17 protein-coding genes are annotated in these 16,920 nt (G+C 68.0%); 11 read left to right on the forward strand and 6 right to left on the reverse strand.

Features of this window, described 5'->3' with window-relative positions; genetic code table 11:
- Window positions 1–13 precede the first annotated feature (13 nt).
- Both M6E97_RS04805 and M6E97_RS04810 read left to right on the forward strand, forming a co-directional pair.
- A complete protein-coding gene (locus M6E97_RS04805) occupies window positions 14–694 on the forward strand; it encodes a response regulator (RefSeq protein ID WP_003103570.1) in 681 nt (226 codons plus the stop codon).
- Complete coding sequence (locus M6E97_RS04810; protein WP_009314168.1) at window positions 691–2,013, forward strand: ATP-binding protein; 1,323 nt, start codon at window positions 691–693, stop codon at window positions 2,011–2,013. Before M6E97_RS04805 ends, M6E97_RS04810 begins: the two co-directional genes overlap by 4 nt.
- A gap of 189 nt (window positions 2,014–2,202) precedes the next feature.
- On the opposite strand, the gene M6E97_RS04815 is transcribed toward M6E97_RS04810, so the two are convergent.
- From M6E97_RS04815 to M6E97_RS04830, 4 genes are all read right to left on the reverse strand, one after another.
- Window positions 2,203–3,078 (reverse strand): c-type cytochrome, encoded by an 876-nt coding sequence (locus tag M6E97_RS04815; protein ID WP_022580888.1) that lies wholly within the window; start codon window positions 3,076–3,078, stop codon window positions 2,203–2,205.
- Window positions 3,075–3,728, reverse strand: a complete 654-nt coding sequence (locus tag M6E97_RS04820; RefSeq protein ID WP_003089803.1) for a c-type cytochrome — start codon at window positions 3,726–3,728, stop codon at window positions 3,075–3,077. Before M6E97_RS04820 ends, M6E97_RS04815 begins: the two co-directional genes overlap by 4 nt.
- A 114-nt stretch (window positions 3,729–3,842) precedes the next feature.
- Window positions 3,843–4,844 (reverse strand): LLM class flavin-dependent oxidoreductase, encoded by a 1,002-nt coding sequence (locus M6E97_RS04825; protein WP_003089806.1) that lies wholly within the window; start codon window positions 4,842–4,844, stop codon window positions 3,843–3,845.
- A gap of 150 nt (window positions 4,845–4,994) precedes the next feature.
- Window positions 4,995–5,609: a TetR/AcrR family transcriptional regulator gene (locus M6E97_RS04830; RefSeq protein ID WP_003089808.1), complete on the reverse strand. Its 615-nt coding sequence runs from the start codon at window positions 5,607–5,609 to the stop codon at window positions 4,995–4,997.
- Window positions 5,610–5,796: 187 nt separating this feature from the next.
- Between M6E97_RS04830 and M6E97_RS31110 the strand changes: the two genes are divergently transcribed.
- Window positions 5,797–5,916 (forward strand): PA2485 family small membrane protein, encoded by a 120-nt coding sequence (locus tag M6E97_RS31110; RefSeq protein ID WP_003116878.1) that lies wholly within the window; start codon window positions 5,797–5,799, stop codon window positions 5,914–5,916.
- Between the two features lie 16 nt (window positions 5,917–5,932).
- On the forward strand, window positions 5,933–6,127 hold the full coding sequence (gene ptrC / locus M6E97_RS04835) for a type III secretion system co-regulatory protein PtrC (RefSeq protein ID WP_003089814.1): 195 nt from the start codon (window positions 5,933–5,935) through the stop codon (window positions 6,125–6,127).
- Window positions 6,128–6,152: 25 nt separating this feature from the next.
- On the opposite strand, the gene M6E97_RS04840 is transcribed toward ptrC, so the two are convergent.
- On the reverse strand, window positions 6,153–6,425 hold the full coding sequence (locus tag M6E97_RS04840; protein WP_022580887.1) for a hypothetical protein: 273 nt from the start codon (window positions 6,423–6,425) through the stop codon (window positions 6,153–6,155).
- Window positions 6,426–6,522: 97 nt separating this feature from the next.
- Between M6E97_RS04840 and M6E97_RS04845 the strand changes: the two genes are divergently transcribed.
- The 3 genes from M6E97_RS04845 (at window position 6,523) to M6E97_RS04855 (ending at window position 8,584) form a co-directional block, all read left to right on the forward strand.
- Entirely contained in the window at window positions 6,523–7,287 is a 765-nt protein-coding gene (locus tag M6E97_RS04845) for an AraC family transcriptional regulator (protein ID WP_034005384.1), read from the forward strand.
- Window positions 7,288–7,313: 26 nt separating this feature from the next.
- A complete protein-coding gene (locus M6E97_RS04850; protein WP_003103554.1) occupies window positions 7,314–8,129 on the forward strand; it encodes an AraC family transcriptional regulator in 816 nt (271 codons plus the stop codon).
- Window positions 8,130–8,209: 80 nt separating this feature from the next.
- Complete coding sequence (locus tag M6E97_RS04855) at window positions 8,210–8,584, forward strand: cupin domain-containing protein (RefSeq protein ID WP_003089825.1); 375 nt, start codon at window positions 8,210–8,212, stop codon at window positions 8,582–8,584.
- Between the two features lie 58 nt (window positions 8,585–8,642).
- Here the strand turns inward: M6E97_RS04855 and mexS are convergent, their stop codons facing one another.
- On the reverse strand, window positions 8,643–9,662 hold the full coding sequence (mexS, locus tag M6E97_RS04860) for an oxidoreductase MexS (RefSeq protein ID WP_003103552.1): 1,020 nt from the start codon (window positions 9,660–9,662) through the stop codon (window positions 8,643–8,645).
- Between the two features lie 220 nt (window positions 9,663–9,882).
- Here mexS and mexT point away from each other — a divergent pair, with 220 nt between their 5' ends.
- The 4 genes from mexT to oprN all read left to right on the forward strand — a co-directional run bounded on the left by mexT (window position 9,883) and on the right by oprN (window position 16,897).
- Window positions 9,883–10,797 carry a multidrug efflux system transcriptional regulator MexT gene (mexT, locus tag M6E97_RS04865; protein WP_003089829.1) on the forward strand — a complete coding sequence of 305 codons (915 nt, stop codon included), beginning with the start codon at window positions 9,883–9,885 and terminating at the stop codon, window positions 10,795–10,797.
- A gap of 230 nt (window positions 10,798–11,027) precedes the next feature.
- Complete coding sequence (gene mexE / locus M6E97_RS04870; RefSeq protein ID WP_003109551.1) at window positions 11,028–12,272, forward strand: multidrug efflux RND transporter periplasmic adaptor subunit MexE; 1,245 nt, start codon at window positions 11,028–11,030, stop codon at window positions 12,270–12,272.
- A 21-nt stretch (window positions 12,273–12,293) separates the two neighbouring features.
- A complete protein-coding gene (mexF, locus tag M6E97_RS04875) occupies window positions 12,294–15,482 on the forward strand; it encodes a multidrug efflux RND transporter permease subunit MexF (RefSeq protein ID WP_003089834.1) in 3,189 nt (1,062 codons plus the stop codon).
- On the forward strand, window positions 15,479–16,897 hold the full coding sequence (gene oprN, locus M6E97_RS04880; protein WP_003089836.1) for a multidrug efflux RND transporter outer membrane subunit OprN: 1,419 nt from the start codon (window positions 15,479–15,481) through the stop codon (window positions 16,895–16,897). Before mexF ends, oprN begins: the two co-directional genes overlap by 4 nt.
- The last annotated feature ends 23 nt before the right edge of the window (window positions 16,898–16,920 follow it).

Here is a 16,920-nt window from a genome sequence, read left to right on the forward strand (position 1 = left end):
CAGCGATACCGCCATGCATGTACTGCTCACCGAAGACGACGACCTGATCGCCAGCGGCATCGTCGCCGGCCTCAACGCCCAGGGCCTGACCGTGGACCGGGTGGCCAGCGCCGCCGATACCCAGGCGCTGCTCCAGGTGGCGCGCTTCGACGTGCTGGTCCTCGATCTCGGCCTGCCCGACGAGGACGGCCTGCGCCTGCTGCAACGCCTGCGCCAGCAGGGCGTCGACCTGCCGGTGCTGGTGCTGACCGCGCGCGACGCGGTGACCGACCGGGTCGCCGGGTTGCAGGCCGGCGCCGACGACTACCTGCTCAAGCCCTTCGACCTGCGCGAACTCGGCGCCCGCCTGCATACCTTGCAACGGCGCTCCGCCGGGCGCTGCGTCAACGTCATCGAACACGGTCGCCTCAGCTACGATCCGAGCACCCGCGAAACCTGGCTCGACGGTCGCCCCGTGGAGCTGTCGCGACGCGAACAGGCGCTGTTGCAGGCATTGCTCAACAACCGCGGGCGGATCCTCAGCGGCGAGCAGCTCAAGGACAGCGTCTATGGCTTCGGCGACGAGGTCGAGAGCAACGCCCTCAACGTCCACATCCATCACCTGCGACGCAAGCTCGGCAACGCCATCGTGCAGACCGTGCGCGGCCTCGGCTACCGCCTCGGGCCGGCGCGCGGCGACGGAGACGACGCATGAGCCTGCGCCTGCGCCTGACCCTGATCCTCGGCTCGGCCTTCATCCTGCTCTGGTCGCTGGCCGCGGCCTGGATGCTCTGCGACCTGCGCGGGCAGATGATGCGCTCCTTCGACCAACGCCTGGCGGCCTCGGCGCGGATGGTCGCCGGCCTGCTCCAGCAGTTGCCGCAGCCGCAGCCGGCGGACGGCCAGACCACGCGCCTGAGCGCGGAGCAACTGGGGATTCCCAACGGCATGGCCTGCCAGGTCAGCTCATTGCGCGGCGAAGTCCTGGCGCAGAGCCATGCCACCCCGGAGCGGGCGCTGGACAGCACCGCCAGCGGCTTCCGCGACCAGGAAATCAACGGCGTGCTGTGGCGCAGCTTCACCGTGCAGGCCGGCGATCTGCGGGTCAGCACCGCCGACCGCCTGGAAGAGCGCGACGTGCTGCAACGCTCGGTGGTGGTGGCCGCCGCGGTGCCGGTGACGGTCGCCCTGCTCGGCAGCCTGGCCCTGCTCTGGCTCGGCGCCGGCCAGGGCCTGGCGCCGCTCAAGCGGATTCGCGACGCCCTCACCCGGCGCGGCGCCGACTCGCTGGAGCCACTGGAGCTGGCGGCCCTGCCGAGCGAACTGAAACCGCTGGTGGAAACCCAGAACCAGTTGTTCCAGCGCATCGCCCAGGCCATCGAACGCGAGCGACGCCTGACCGGCGATGCCGCCCACGAACTGCGCAGCCCGCTGACCGCGATCAAGACCCACCTGCAGGTCGCGCGCATGACCGAGGGCGCCGCCGCCGAGCAGGCCCTGGCCCACGCCGAGGAAGGCGCCGACCGTCTGCACCGGACGCTGGACCAGTTGTTGCTGCTGGCGCGGGTGGAAGGCAGCCTGTCGTTCGACGACGGCGTGCAGTGCAGCGCCGAGGACGCCGCCCGGGTGGCCATGCACGACGCCGGCCACGGCGACGTGCGGATGTTCGAACTGAAGCTGGCCGACGGCTTGTCCGAGGCGCCGCTGGAAGTCCCCTCGGTGCTGGCCATCGCCGCGCTGCGCAACCTGCTGGACAACGCCCTGCGCCACACCGCCGCCGGCACCCGGGTGGAGCTGGCGGTGGAAACCGAGCAAGGCTGCGCGCGCTTCCACGTCCGCGACCACGGCCCGGGCATCGCCGAAGCCGACCTGCCGCACCTCACCCGGCGCTTCTGGCGCCACGGCAAGAGCGGCGGCAGCGGGCTCGGCCTGGCCATCGTCCAGGCCATCGTGCAACGCTGCCAATGCCGGCTGGACTTCGACAGCCGCGCGGACGGCCTGCGGGTGACGCTGGAAATGCCGCTGCGCGAGTGATGCGCGGGCACCACGCGCCCCACCCACCCGCCAACCGACTCCGTAGGGCGAATAGCCGCCCCGCGGCTATCCGCCGGACCCAGGCCCAGGCATCGGCGGATAACGCCGCTGGCGTTATCCGCCCTACCCAGGCGCCGACCTGCTTCCGCCGGACCGGGTCTCCGTCCTGCGGACGCCAGGCCACGAGGGTCAGATTCCCTGTCCCAGCAGCACGCCGTTGACCTTCTGTCCGTACAGGTTGACGCCGTCGTTGGCATGGAACTTCTGCCGCGTCTTCTCCACGGAACCGTCCACCAGGCGCGGGTCCTGCGGGCGCTCGTGGCTGTTCATGAAGGCGGCGACGTCCCAGGCGTCGCGGTCGCTGAGGGTACCGGGCTTGCCCAACGGCATGTTGTACTTGATGAAGGAAGCCGCGGTGTTGATGCGGTGCATGCCCGCGCCCCAGTTGAACGACTGCGCGCCCCACAGCGGTGGGAACACCGTCTGCCCCAGAGCCATCTGGCCCTGGCCGTCGGCGCCGTGGCAGATCGCGCACTGCGCGGCATAGACCTTGGCGCCGCGCTCGATGCTGTAGCCGCCTTCCGGCGGGGCCACGTCCGGATAGCCGCGTCCGGGCAGGCTGACCCCGGTCGGCGCCTGGCTCGCCAGCCAATAGGCGTAGACGGTCAGGGCCTTGATCTCCGGGCTGTCGGCCGCCGGCACCTTGCCGTTCATGCTGAACTGGAAGCAGCCCTGCAGGCGCTCGGCGAACGTATTGACCTTGTTGTTCTTGGCGCGGAACGCCGGATAGACCGGGTAGGCCGCCCACTGCGGCGCGGCGTTGGCCCGGCGGCCCTGGTCGAGATGGCAGTTGACGCAGTTGAGCTGGTTGCCGACCAGATGCGGCGCGTTCTTCCGGGTTTCCACGAACAGCGCCTGGCCCTGGCGGACCATTTCGCCGAAGGCGTTGTCCGGGAGGCTGCTTTCCGCCGGCGGCTGGAACGGCTCCGAGGGCGCCGTTGCCGCGTGGACGGGAGCGACCAGCAGGCCGGCGACGACCAGGGAAAGGATCGACGGCATGTTCATGGCTGGCCTCCTGCCTGACCGAGGGTGGCGAAGAACTGGCTGACGCTGCGGATCTCCTCTTCGCTGAGGGATTTGGCGATATGTCCCATCAGATCGTTCGGGTCGTTGCGGCGAGTGCCAAGCTGCCAGGCGCGCAACTGGTTGCTCAGGTACATCTCGCCCTGCCCCTGCAACGGCGGGAAGGCCTCCCCCACGCCGCTGCCGGCCGGACCGTGACAGGTCACGCACTCGGGAATGTTGCGCTCCCAGGCGCCACGCACCGCCAGGGTCTCGCCGGGGCTGCGCGGGGTGGCCACGCGCGACAGCTCCACCGGCTTGGGCGCCGGCATTGCCGCGAGGGTAGTGGCGAGCGCCTGGATCTCGTCGTCGCCGAGAGCATCGGCTATGCCCTTCATCACCGGGTGCTCGCGACTGCCGCCCTGCTTGAGGTCGTGCAGCTGCTTGCTCAGGTAGGCGGCGGGAAGGCCCGCCAGGCGCGGAAAGCCGGCGGCGGCCAGGCCCATGCCATCGGCGCCGTGGCAGGTGACGCAGGCCGCGGCGGCCGGGTTGGCGCCGCCCTGGGTATAGAGTTTCTGGCCGTCCACGGCGGCCTGGGCCGTCGCCGCCAGCAAGGCGGTCAATGAAAACAGCAGTCGGTGTGCAACCGGCATGGCAGGGTTCCTCTCTGGCTTATTGTTTTTAGTTCTAAGTTTAGAACCAAAAAACCTATCGCCGAAAGACCCTACCGCACGCAGGTCTACATCATTTTCCCTACAGGCCCCGGATCACGCCCCTTTCAGCCCCGCGACGATTTCGCAAGAGCGCAGCCGATGGGCGTGCTCGTAGAAGTCGCTGGTGAAGATAAGCTCGTCGGCGCCGGTCTGCTCCAGGAGGATCTCCAGGCGCGCGCGAACCTTCTCCGGACCGCCGATCACCGCCAGGCCGAAGAAGCTGCCGACCGCATCCTGCTCGTGGGGCAGCCACAACGGCGCCATGCTTTCCACCGGCGGCTTCTGTTTCAGGCTCTCGCCGCGGATCAGCGCCAGCACGCGCTGGAAGGCGGTAGTGGCGAGGAACTCGGCCTCTTCGTCGGTAGGTGCGGCGATCAGCGGCACGCCGATCATCGCGTAGGGTTTGTCGAGTACCGCCGAGGGCTGGAAGTTGCTGCGGTAGATGCGCAGCGCCTCGTGCAGGTAACGCGGTGCAAAATGCGAAGCGAAGGCATAGGGCAAGCCTTTCTGCGCCGCCAGGTGGGCGCTGAACAGGCTCGAACCGAGTAGCCAGATCGGCACCTGGGTACCCTCGCCCGGCACCGCCAGCAGGCTCTGCTGGGAACGGCGCGGGCCGAGCAGCATTTCCAGCTCGGCGACCTGCTCGGGGAAGTCGTCGCCGTTGCCCAGGCGATCGCGACGCAAGGCGCGCATGGTCGCCTGGTCGGCGCCCGGGGCGCGGCCAAGGCCGAGGTCGATGCGGCCCGGGTAGAGCGTCTCCAGGGTGCCGAAGTTTTCCGCCACCACCAACGGCGCATGGTTCGGCAGCATCACCCCACCCGAGCCGACGCGGATCCGCGAGGTGCCACCAGCGATATGGCCGATCAGCAGCGCGGTGGCGGAGCTGGCGATGCCATCCATGTTGTGGTGCTCGGCCAGCCAGAAACGGTTGAAGCCCAGGCGCTCCACATGGCGCGCCAGGTCCAGGGAGTTGTGCAGGGCTTCGGCCACGCTGCCGCCGGTGCGCACCGGCACCAGGTCGAGCATGGACAGGGGGATATCAGCAAGCGTTGTCATGAAGGCTCCAATCGGCAGCGGGCGATGGCCAGGGCGCGAGACACGCGCGGAAGGACCTCGCCCGGGGTTTGGATCAATTCTATATCACGCGTTATAGTTTTTGCCCACGGAGAATCCATGGGCTTTTTCCAGCCAAGGAGCGCTGTGGCGTCAGGCGGCCTCGACCGCCAGCAGGGAATCCCAGGCCGCCATCGCGCAGCGGCCGATGGCCAGCAACTGCTGGCGGCTGGCGCCGTCGCGGGCCTGGATCGACAGGCCCTGGAGCACGCTGCTGTAGAAACTGGTGAGCGCGTCGAGATCGGCTCCGGCCGGCACGTCGCCGTCGGCCACGCCTCGTGCGAAACGCTCGCGCAGCAGGCGCGCGGCGCGCCGCCGGTGATCGCGCAGATAGTCTTCGACGCCTTTGTTGGCCGGCGAGAAATTGGTCGTGCTGAGGTCGACCAGGCAACCGCGCGGCTTGCCTTCCGTGGTGTAGCTGACAGCGGCGCTTTCCAGCAGCGCGGCGATCGACTCGCGCGCCGTCGGCAGGGCGAAGGCGCCCTTGGAAAGCTGGCATTCCTGGCTCAGGTAGAGTTCCACCGCCGAACGGAACAGCGCCTCCTTGGAACCATAGGCGGCATACATGCTCGGCGCGCAGATGCCACCCATGGCCTCCTTCAGCGCGGCCATGGTCGCGCCTTCGTAACCGGCCTCCCAGAACACGTCGAGCGCCCGGCGCAATGCCTGTTCACGATCGAAGCCGCAGGGGCGTCCACGCTTGGCCATGGGAATTCCTGAGAAAAAAACACGTCATATGGTAACACCGGCGAACAGTCGCAAGGCTGGAGGGGGTCGCTTGATCCATCACCGCGCTCGATATACACCATGCAGGCTTTTTACTTCTGCCGGTTCTCCCGCTGGGCAAACATGCTCTCCAAGGGCAGACGCCCACCCTTCCTCAGGAGAACCGATCATGTCCAGCTTCAGCGCCCTCGCCAGCTACTTCGCCGCTTCCGCGTTCTACAGCAATGCAGTGACCCCTACTCGCCCGGTTCAGGCCAGCGCGCCCGCATCGACCAGCGAGAAGAAATGAGCCCAAGGAGGCATCCATGCTCTCAGCCCGCTCCCGCAAGGCCCCGACCTATGGCGTCACCTATGTGAGCCTCGAGGATTGCACCCTGCACTTCGAGACCGAGTACATCATCGAGCGCCGCGACGGCAGCCTCGCGCACATGCCGATGCGCACGCCGGTCAGTGAGCGCGAAGCCCTGCAACGCCTGATCGAAAGCTGCATCGACGACTGATACCTCCAGTGCCCGTGTGCCGCTCTCAGGAGCGGCCAGCGGCGTTTTCCCAATCCGCCACCAGCGTCCGCAGTCGCGCGTCGCGCAGTTCGAAGAGTTCCAGCAGCCCCAGTGCCCGGATCGCCGGCAGCAGGGCGCGCAGGTCTTCTTCAGCCTGCCGCCGTTGCGCCGGGGGCAGTTCCTCCTCAAGCAGCAGCCGGGCGTTGGCGATGAACGCGCCGACGCTGCCCTTGCGTATCTCCACGCCGCCCAGGCGGATGCGGTCCTGTCGGTCGGGAAGGATGTCTTCGGCTTTCATGGCGTGCTCCAGGCAAGAATGATGAGCCGCCAGGCTACATCCGCAGTCGAATGGCCTATTATCCATTCCAAGCCAATCATCGTCGTTTTTCCGCCAAATGCTTCCGGAACCCCTGCCCGTCCCGCTCTTCGCCCTGCGCATCGACCGCGCAGCCAGCCGCACGGCCTCCCACCGCCATGCCTGCGGCCAGCTCTACTGCCTGGAGCGCGGCCTTCTGGTGGTCGAGGACGAGCATGGCCGCCAGGCCCTGCCTCCGCGCCAGATCGCCTGGATCCCACCGGGTCACCCACACTCGGCGCACTCCCACGGCAGCCTGGCGGGCTGGAGCGCCTACCTCGCCGCCGAACACTGCCGCGACCTGCCCCGGCACCCCGGCGTGCTCGCCTGCTCGGCTTTCGTGGCGCTGATCGTCGAACGCGCCACCCGCTGGCCGACCGGCTCCGCCTGGAACACCGAACGCGAGAACCTGCTGCGCGTGCTGCTGGACGAACTGCGCCACGCCGTGCCCCAGCGGACCCGCCTGCCCTATCCGGGGGATTCGCGCCTGCGCAGGATCGCCGAGGCATTGCTGGCCAACCCCGGCGATCCGCGACCGGCGGCCGAATGGGCACGCTGGGCGGACCTCAGCAGCCGTAGCCTGAGCCGGCTGTTCGGCGCCGAGACCGGTATGAGCTTCGCGCAATGGCGGCAACTGGCGCGACTGCACGCGGCCGTCGAACGGCTGGCAGCGGGCCAGGCGGTCGGCGAGGTCGCCTGGTCGCTCGGCTACGAAAGCCCGAGCAGCTTCGCCAGTGCCTTCCGCACAGTATTCGGCGAGACGCCGTCCGGCTATTCCAGTCGCGCCAACGAAGCGCTAGCCTGAACCTTCCGCGCCACGAGCCTTTCCCCATGAGCCACGCCAATACGCCCCGCGACTGGGTTCGACGCGCCCCGCAACACGGTGCGGTGGAACGCATCGAGGCTTACTTCGCCGGCCACGGCTACGATCCGCATCGCCACGACACCTATGCCATCGGCCAGACCCTGGCCGGGGTGCAGAGCTTCCGCTATCGCCGCAGCCAGCGCCACAGCCTGCCGGGCGGCTGCCTGGTGCTGCATCCCGACGAGCTGCACGACGGCGAGGCCGGCAGCCAGGAAGGGTTCCGCTACCGGATGCTCTACGTCGAGCCGGCGCTGATCCAGCAGGCCCTCGGCGGCCGGCCGCTGCCGTTCGTGCGCGGGGGCTTGTCCGACGACCCGCGCCTGATCGCCGCCAGCCGGGCCCTGCTACAGGCCATGGATACCCCGCTGGAGCCGCTGGAAGAACAGGACGCCCTGTTCGAACTGGCCCACGCCCTCGACGCCGTGGCCGGCAACCGGGCGCGCGGCAGGCGCCACTTCGACTTCGTCGCCGCCGAGCGCGCCCGGCAGTACATCCACGCGCACCTGGAGCGCCCGCTGGGCCTCGACGAACTGGCGCAGGTCGCCCAGCGCGAACGCTGGAGCCTGTCGCGCGATTTCCGCGCGCTGTTCGGCACCAGCCCCTACCGCTACCTGATCCAGCGCCGGCTGGACATCGCCCGCCGGCTGATGCTCGGCGGCCAGACGCTGGCCGAAGCCGCGCTTGCCGCCGGTTTCACAGACCAGAGCCACATGACCCGCCATTTCGGCCAGAGCTACGGCCTGCCACCGGCACGCTGGCTGCGTATGCTCGGCCGCGCCTAGCCAGGTTGCACGATCATCCAAGACCGCCCGCTCCGTAGCCGCCTACCCTGGCGCCAGAGACCAACCACCGGAGCGCACCGATGTCCACCAGCACAACCCAAGCGATCAACTTCGCCGCCAAGCTCGCCCTGTTCGACGACCGCTGGCAACCCAGGGTGATCGCCCAGATGAACGACTACCAGTTCAAGCTGGTGAAGATCGAAGGCGACTTCGTCTGGCACAGCCACGCCGACACCGACGAGACCTTCATCGTCCTCGCCGGTCGCCTGCGCATCGATTTCCGCGACGGCGCGGTGCACCTGGGCCCCGGCGAGATGTATGTGGTGCCGCGCGGCGTGGAGCACAAGCCGTTCGCCGAGGGCGAGGTGCGCATGCTCCTGGTGGAGCCCTGCGGCGTGCGCAATACCGGCGACCAGGGCGGCGAGCGGACGGCGGTCAACGATCTGTGGATCTGAAACCGCGCCCACGAAAAAGCCCGGCTCGATGGCCGGGCTCTTTCGCTGCGGGTCGTCCTCAATCGGCGACGTGGATCACCACCCGGCCGCGCTTCGGACAGGTTTCCATGTAGCGGTGCGCCTCGACCACCTGGTCGAACTCGAATACCCGGTCGACCACCGGCTTGAGCAGGCGATCGCGGGTCAGTTGCTCGATGTGCGCGAGGGCCTTGCTCACCGACTCGTCGTTGCGTTCCAGGCCCATCTCCGGATGACCGGTGAAATCCATCAGGCAGTGGCGGTAGAACTGCAGATGCTTCTTGAACGCGGCGCAGGCCGGGAACGCCGACTCGTTGCCGCCGTTGCAGCCATACAGCACCAGCTTGCCGCGGGTGGCGGAGACATCGCCGAGCAGGGTCATCTGCGGGCCGCCCAATTCGTCGAGGATGACATTGACGCCCTTGCCCTCGGTGAAGCGCTCGACTTCCAGGACCAGGTCCTGCTCGTCGGTCACCACCACCTTGTCGGCGCCCTGCTCGCGGAGGAACTCGCGCTCCTCGGCGGACTTGGTGGAAGCGATCACCCGCGCGCCGAGAGCCTTGGCCAACTGGATCGAGACCGGTCCGTACATGCGCGCCGCCTCGGTGATCAGCACGGTCTGCCCGGCCTTCAACCCGGCCAGGTCGACCAGGCCGAAATAGGCCACCAGCAGGCCGGTGTAGTAGACGCTGGCCTCCACCGGGGTGAGTACCTCGGGGTAGACCGCCAGGGCCGCGCGTGGCATCAGCACCACGTCGCCATAGGCCGGATAATGATCGGGGGTATGGGCGGGGAAACTGGCCACGCGGGAACCCAGCGGCAGGTCGCCGACGCCGGCGCCGACCGCCAGCACCTCGCCGGCCAGTTCGAAGCCGAGACCGGACGGCAGCGCAGCCTGCTCCGGGGCCAGGTTCTGACGCCAGAGCACATCCTTCCAGCTCACGCCGATCGCCTGGACACGCACCAGGACTTCCCCTGCGGCCGGCGCCGGGGTCGGCAGCTCTTCGCATTTGAGGACCTCTGGCGGGCCAAACTGATGAAAACGGATCACTCGGGACATCGCAAACCTCTGCAGTGCATCACGGGGTGAATAACCTCATGGGTTGTGACTGTATCCGCCCATGCCTGACAAAACCACCCGTCGTTATTGATAATGGCTATGCCTGTCAGTGATCCTATGCCCCTCCGGCACCTCGCCAGGCCCCGCCCCGTCTCGCACGCAAGGCTTGACGGCGAGCCCCCGCGGTTGCAGCCTCTAGCCCCTGGAAACGAGGAACACCATGAACCGAAACGACCTGCGCCGCGTCGATCTGAACCTGCTGATCGTGTTCGAGACCCTGATGCACGAACGCAGCGTGACCCGCGCCGCAGAGAAACTGTTCCTCGGCCAGCCGGCCATCAGTGCCGCGCTGTCGCGCCTGCGCACGCTGTTCGACGACCCGCTGTTCGTCCGTACCGGACGCAGCATGGAGCCCACCGCGCGAGCCCAGGAAATCTTCGCCCACCTGTCGCCGGCGCTGGACTCCATCTCCACCGCCATGAGCCGCGCCAGCGAGTTCGATCCGGCGACCAGCACCGCGGTGTTCCGCATCGGCCTTTCCGACGACGTCGAGTTCGGCCTGCTGCCGCCCCTGCTCCGCCGCCTGCGCGCAGAGGCGCCGGGGATCGTCCTCGTCGTGCGCCGCGCCAACTATCTATTGATGCCGAACCTGCTGGCCTCGGGGGAGATCTCGGTGGGCGTCAGCTACACCGACGAACTGCCGGCCAACGCCAAGCGCAAGACCGTGCGCCGCAGCAAGCCGAAGATCCTCCGCGCCGACTCCGCGCCCGGCCAGCTGACCCTCGACGACTATTGCGCGCGACCGCACGCGCTGGTGTCCTTCGCCGGCGACCTCAGCGGCTTCGTCGACGAGGAACTGGAGAAATTCGGCCGCAAGCGCAAGGTGGTCCTGGCGGTGCCGCAGTTCAACGGCCTCGGCACCCTCCTCGCCGGCACCGACATCATCGCCACCGTGCCCGACTACGCCGCCCAGGCGCTGATCGCCGCCGGCGGCCTGCGCGCCGAGGACCCACCGTTCGAGACCCGCGCCTTCGAACTGTCGATGGCCTGGCGCGGCGCCCAGGACAACGACCCGGCGGAACGCTGGCTGCGCTCGCGGATCAGCATGTTCATCGGCGATCCGGACAGTCTCTGAGCCCTCCGGCGGCTACCTGCACGAGGCGTCGCAACGGGGAAATCGATCGCGCACCGCGAGCCTGTGGCTTATTCCATCGAAAGCACTGTCCATAACCATGGACTGTTACAGAAAACGAAAAACCATGTATCACTGTTCGTGATAATCAAAATCTCATCGTTCGATTAGTTCCCTGCCGGAGCAGCCCGCAGACTTCGCCAATCCCGAAAAACCGACTGGCGGAGTCAAGCATGGAACAGTCATCCCACTTCTTCTGGCGTTACCCCCTCGCACTCGCGGCCGTACTGGTCCTGAGCGCCTGCGGCAAGGCCCCGGAAACCACCCAAGGCATGGCGGCGCCCAAGGTCAGCGTCGCCGAAGTCATCGAACAACCGCTGAACGAGTGGGACGAATTCACCGGCCGCCTGGAGGCCCCGGAGTCGGTGGAGCTGCGCCCGCGGGTATCGGGCTACATCGACCGCGTGGCCTTCCATGAAGGCGCCCTGGTGAAGAAAGGCGACCTGCTGTTCCAGATCGACCCGCGCCCGTTCGAGGCCGAGGTCAAGCGCCTCGAAGCCCAGCTGCAACAGGCCCGCGCGGCCCAGGCGCGGAGCGTCAACGAAGCCCAGCGCGGCGAACGCCTGCGCGCCAGCAACGCGATCTCCGCGGAACTCGCCGACGCCCGCACCACCGCCGCCCAGGAAGCCAAGGCGGCGGTCGCCGCGACCCAGGCGCAACTGGACGCGGCACGCCTGAACCTGAGCTTCACCCGGATCACCGCGCCGATCGATGGTCGCGTCAGCCGCGCCGAGGTCACCGCCGGCAACCTGGTCAACTCCGGGGAGACCCTGCTCACCACCCTGGTCAGCACCGACAAGGTCTACGCCTACTTCGACGCCGACGAGCGCGTGTTCCTCAAGTACGTCGAGCTGGCCCGCCAGGCCGGTCGCGACACGCGCAGCGAGAGCCCGGTGTACCTCGGCCTGAGCAGCGAGGACGGCAACCCGCACCTGGGCCGGCTGGACTTCCTCGACAACCAGGTCAACCCGCGTACCGGCACCATCCGCGGCCGCGCCGTGTTCGACAACGCCAAGGGCGAGTTCACCCCGGGCCTCTACGTGCGCCTGAAGCTGGTCGGCAGCAAGACCTACGCCGCCACCCTGATCAAGGACGAAGCGGTCGGCACCGACCTGGGCAAGAAGTTCGTGCTGGTCCTGGATGGCGACAACAAGACCGTCTACCGCACCGTCGAAATGGGACCGAAGCTGGAGGGCCTGCGCATCGTCCGCAGCGGCCTGAGCAAGGGCGACCGGATCGTCGTGAATGGCCTGCAGCGGGTCCGCCCGGGCATGCAGGTGGATCCGCAGAAGGTCGAGATGGCCAGCGCCGACACCCTGGCCACCCTCGCGCGCCTGCGGCAGTCGGTCGGCGACAGCGAACCACCGAAGGTGGCGGCGTCCAAGGACAACGCCACTCGCAACGAGCCGCGCGGCTGAGCGCGGCGATAGGAAGAACCGATGAATTTCTCCCAATTCTTCATCCAGCGGCCGATCTTCGCCGCGGTGCTGTCGCTGCTGATCCTGATCGGCGGCGCCATCTCCCTGTTCCAGCTACCCATCAGCGAATACCCGGAAGTGGTGCCGCCGACCGTCGTGGTCCGCGCCAACTTCCCCGGCGCCAACCCGAAAGTCATCGGCGAGACCGTCGCCTCTCCCCTGGAACAGGCGATCACCGGGGTGGAGAACATGCTCTACATGTCCTCCCAGTCGACCTCCGACGGCAAGCTGACCCTGACCATCACCTTCGCCCTCGGCACCGACCTGGACAACGCCCAGGTGCAGGTGCAGAACCGCGTCACCCGGACCGAGCCGAAGCTCCCGGAAGAAGTGACCCGGCTCGGCATCACCGTCGACAAGGCCTCGCCCGACCTGACCATGGTCGTGCACCTGACCTCGCCGGATAACCGCTACGACATGCTCTACCTGTCGAACTACGCGGTGCTCAACGTGAAGGACGAACTGGCCCGTCTCGACGGCGTCGGCGACGTCCAGTTGTTCGGCCTCGGCGACTATTCGCTGCGCGTCTGGCTGGACCCGAACAAGGTCGCCTCGCGCAACCTCACCGCCACCGACGTGGTCAACGCCATCCGCGAGCAGAACCGCCAGGTCGCCGCCGGCACCCTGGGCGCGCCGCCGGCGCCGAGCGATACCAGCTTCCAGTTGTCGATCAACACCCAGGGTCGCCTGGTCACCGAGGAAGAGTTCGAGAACATCATCATCCGCGCCGGCGCCAACGGCGAGATCACCCGTCTGCGCGACATCGCCCGGGTCGAGCTGGGCTCCAACCAGTACGCCCTGCGTTCGCTGCTGAACAACAAGCCGGCGGTGGCGATCCCGATCTTCCAGCGTCCCGGCTCGAACGCCATCGAGATCTCCAACCTGGTGCGGGAGAAGATGGCCGAGCTGAAGCACAGCTTCCCGCAGGGCATGGACTACTCCATCGTCTACGACCCGACCATCTTCGTCCGCGGCTCCATCGAGGCGGTGGTGCACACCCTGTTCGAAGCCCTGGTGCTGGTGGTGCTGGTGGTGATCCTGTTCCTGCAGACCTGGCGCGCCTCGATCATCCCGCTGGCCGCGGTGCCGGTGTCGCTGATCGGCACCTTCGCGGTGATGCACATGCTCGGCTTCTCGCTCAACGCGCTGTCGCTGTTCGGCCTGGTGCTGGCCATCGGCATCGTGGTGGACGACGCCATCGTGGTGGTGGAGAACGTCGAGCGCAACATCGGCCTCGGCCTCAAGCCGGTGGAAGCCACCAAGCGTGCCATGCGCGAGGTGACCGGGCCGATCATCGCCACGGCGCTGGTGCTCTGCGCGGTGTTCATCCCGACCGCGTTCATCTCCGGCCTCACCGGGCAGTTCTACCGCCAGTTCGCCCTGACCATCGCGATCTCCACGGTGATCTCGGCGTTCAACTCGCTGACCCTGTCGCCAGCGCTGGCGGCGGTCCTGCTCAAGGGCCACCACGAGCCGAAGGACCGCTTCTCGGTGTTCCTCGACAAGCTCCTCGGCAGTTGGCTGTTCCGTCCGTTCAACCGTTTCTTCGACCGCGCCAGCCATGGCTACGTCGGCACGGTGAACCGGGTCCTGCGCGGCAGCTCGATCGCCCTGCTGGTCTACGGCGGGCTGATGGTGCTCACCTACTTCGGCTTCTCCAGCACGCCGACCGGTTTCGTCCCGCAGCAGGACAAGCAGTACCTGGTGGCCTTCGCCCAGTTGCCCGACGCGGCCAGCCTGGACCGTACCGAGGCGGTGATCAAGCAGATGTCCGAGATCGCCCTGGCGCAGCCCGGCGTGGCGGACTCGGTGGCCTTCCCCGGCCTGTCGATCAACGGCTTCACCAACAGCCCGAACAGCGGCATCGTGTTCACCCCGCTGAAGCCGTTCGACGAGCGCAAGGACCCGAGCCAGTCGGCCGGTGCCATCGCCGCCGCGCTGAACGCCAAGTACGCCGACATCCAGGACGCCTACATCGCGATCTTCCCGCCGCCGCCGGTACAGGGGCTGGGGACCATCGGCGGCTTCCGCCTGCAGATCGAGGACCGTGGCAACCAGGGCTACGAGGAGCTGTTCAAGCAGACCCAGAACATCATCACCAAGGCCCGTGCGCTGCCTGAGCTGGAACCCAGCTCGGTGTTCTCCAGCTACCAGGTCAACGTGCCGCAGATCGACGCCGACATCGACCGCGAGAAGGCCAAGACCCACGGCGTGGCGATCAGCGACATCTTCGACACCCTGCAGGTCTACCTCGGCTCGCTGTACGCGAACGACTTCAACCGCTTCGGCCGTACCTACCAGGTCAACGTCCAGGCCGAGCAGCAGTTCCGCCTCGAACCCGAGCAGATCGGCCAGCTGAAGGTGCGCAACAACCTCGGCGAGATGGTCCCGCTGGCGTCCTTCATCAAGGTCAGCGACACCTCCGGTCCGGACCGTGTGATGCACTACAACGGCTTCATCACCGCCGAACTCAACGGCGCCCCGGCCGCGGGCTACAGCTCCGGCCAGGCGCAGGCGGCGATCGAGAAGCTGCTGAAGGAGGAACTGCCCAACGGCATGACCTACGAGTGGACCGAGCTGACCTACCAGCAGATCCTCGCCGGCAATACCGCGCTGTTCGTCTTCCCGCTCTGCGTGCTGCTGGCCTTCCTCGTGCTGGCCGCCCAGTACGAGAGCTGGAGCCTGCCGCTGGCGGTGATCCTGATCGTGCCGATGACCCTGCTGTCGGCGATCACCGGGGTGATCCTGGCCGGCAGCGACAACAACATCTTTACCCAGATCGGCCTGATCGTTCTGGTGGGGCTGGCGTGCAAGAACGCGATCCTGATCGTCGAGTTCGCCAAGGACAAGCAGGAGGAAGGCATGGACCGCGTCGCCGCGGTGCTGGAAGCCTGCCGCCTGCGCCTGCGGCCGATCCTGATGACGTCCATCGCCTTCATCATGGGCGTGGTGCCGCTGGTGATCTCCACCGGCGCCGGCGCCGAGATGCGCCATGCGATGGGCGTGGCGGTGTTCTCCGGGATGATCGGGGTGACCTTCTTCGGCCTGCTGCTGACGCCGGTGTTCTACGTCCTCATCCGCCGCTTCGTGGAGAACCGCGAAGCGCGCCGCGCCGCCAACGACAAAGGCCTGCCAGAGGTGCATGCATGATTCACGCGCAGTCGATCCGGAGCGGGCTCGCGCCCGCCCTGGGTCTGTTCAGTCTGCTGGCGCTCAGCGCCTGCACGGTGGGTCCGGACTACCGGACCCCCGACACCGCGGCGGCGAAGATCGACGCCACGGCGAGCAAGCCCTACGACCGCAGCCGCTTCGAAAGCCTGTGGTGGAAACAGTTCGACGATCCGACCCTGAACCAGTTGGTCGAACAGTCGCTGAGCGGCAACCGCGACCTGCGCGTGGCCTTCGCCCGCCTGCGCGCCGCCCGCGCCCTGCGCGACGACGTGGCCAACGATCGCTTCCCGGTGGTCACCAGCCGCGCCAGCGCCGACATCGGCAAGGGCCAGCAACCGGGAGTGACCGAGGACCGGGTCAACAGCGAGCGCTACGACCTTGGCCTGGATAGCGCCTGGGAGCTTGATCTGTTCGGGCGCATCCGTCGCCAGCTGGAGTCCAGCGACGCCCTCAGCGAAGCGGCCGAGGCCGACCTGCAGCAACTGCAGGTCAGCCTGATCGCCGAGCTGGTGGACGCCTACGGCCAGCTGCGCGGCGCGCAACTGCGCGAGAAGATTGCCCTGAGCAACCTGGAGAACCAGAAGGAGTCGCGCCAGCTCACCGAGCAACTGCGCGACGCCGGGGTCGGTGCCGAACTCGACGTACTGCGCGCCGATGCGCGCCTGGCGGCCACCGCCGCCAGCGTGCCGCAACTGCAGGCGGAAGCCGAGCGCGCCAGGCACCGTATCGCCACCCTCCTCGGCCAACGGCCGGAAGAGTTGACAGTGGACCTTTCGCCGCGCGACCTGCCGGCGATCACCAAGGCCCTGCCGATCGGCGATCCCGGCGAGCTGCTGCGCCGCCGACCGGACATCCGCGCCGCCGAACGGCGCCTGGCCGCCAGCACCGCCGACGTCGGCGTGGCCACCGCCGACCTGTTCCCGCGGGTCAGCCTCAGCGGCTTCCTCGGCTTCACCGCCGGGCGGGGCTCGCAGATCGGCTCAAGCGCCGCCCGCGCCTGGAGCGTCGGCCCGAGCATCAGTTGGGCCGCCTTCGACCTCGGCAGCGTGCGTGCCCGCCTGCGCGGCGCCAAGGCCGACGCCGACGCCGCGCTGGCCAGCTACGAACAGCAGGTGCTGCTGGCCCTGGAAGAATCGGCGAATGCCTTCAGCGACTATGGCAAGCGCCAGGAGCGCCTGGTCTCGCTGGTCCGCCAGTCGGAAGCCAGCCGCGCCGCCGCGCAACAGGCGGCGATCCGCTACCGCGAAGGCACCACCGATTTCCTGGTGCTGCTGGACGCCGAACGCGAGCAACTCTCCGCCGAAGATGCCCAGGCCCAGGCCGAGGTCGAGCTGTACCGCGGCATCGTGGCGATCTACCGCTCCCTCGGCGGTGGCTGGCAACCCAGCGCCTGAACCGGCTATCCCCGGCCGATGGA

The organism is Pseudomonas sp. B111 (genome assembly GCF_026428275.1).
Classification (GTDB): domain Bacteria; phylum Pseudomonadota; class Gammaproteobacteria; order Pseudomonadales; family Pseudomonadaceae; genus Pseudomonas; species Pseudomonas aeruginosa.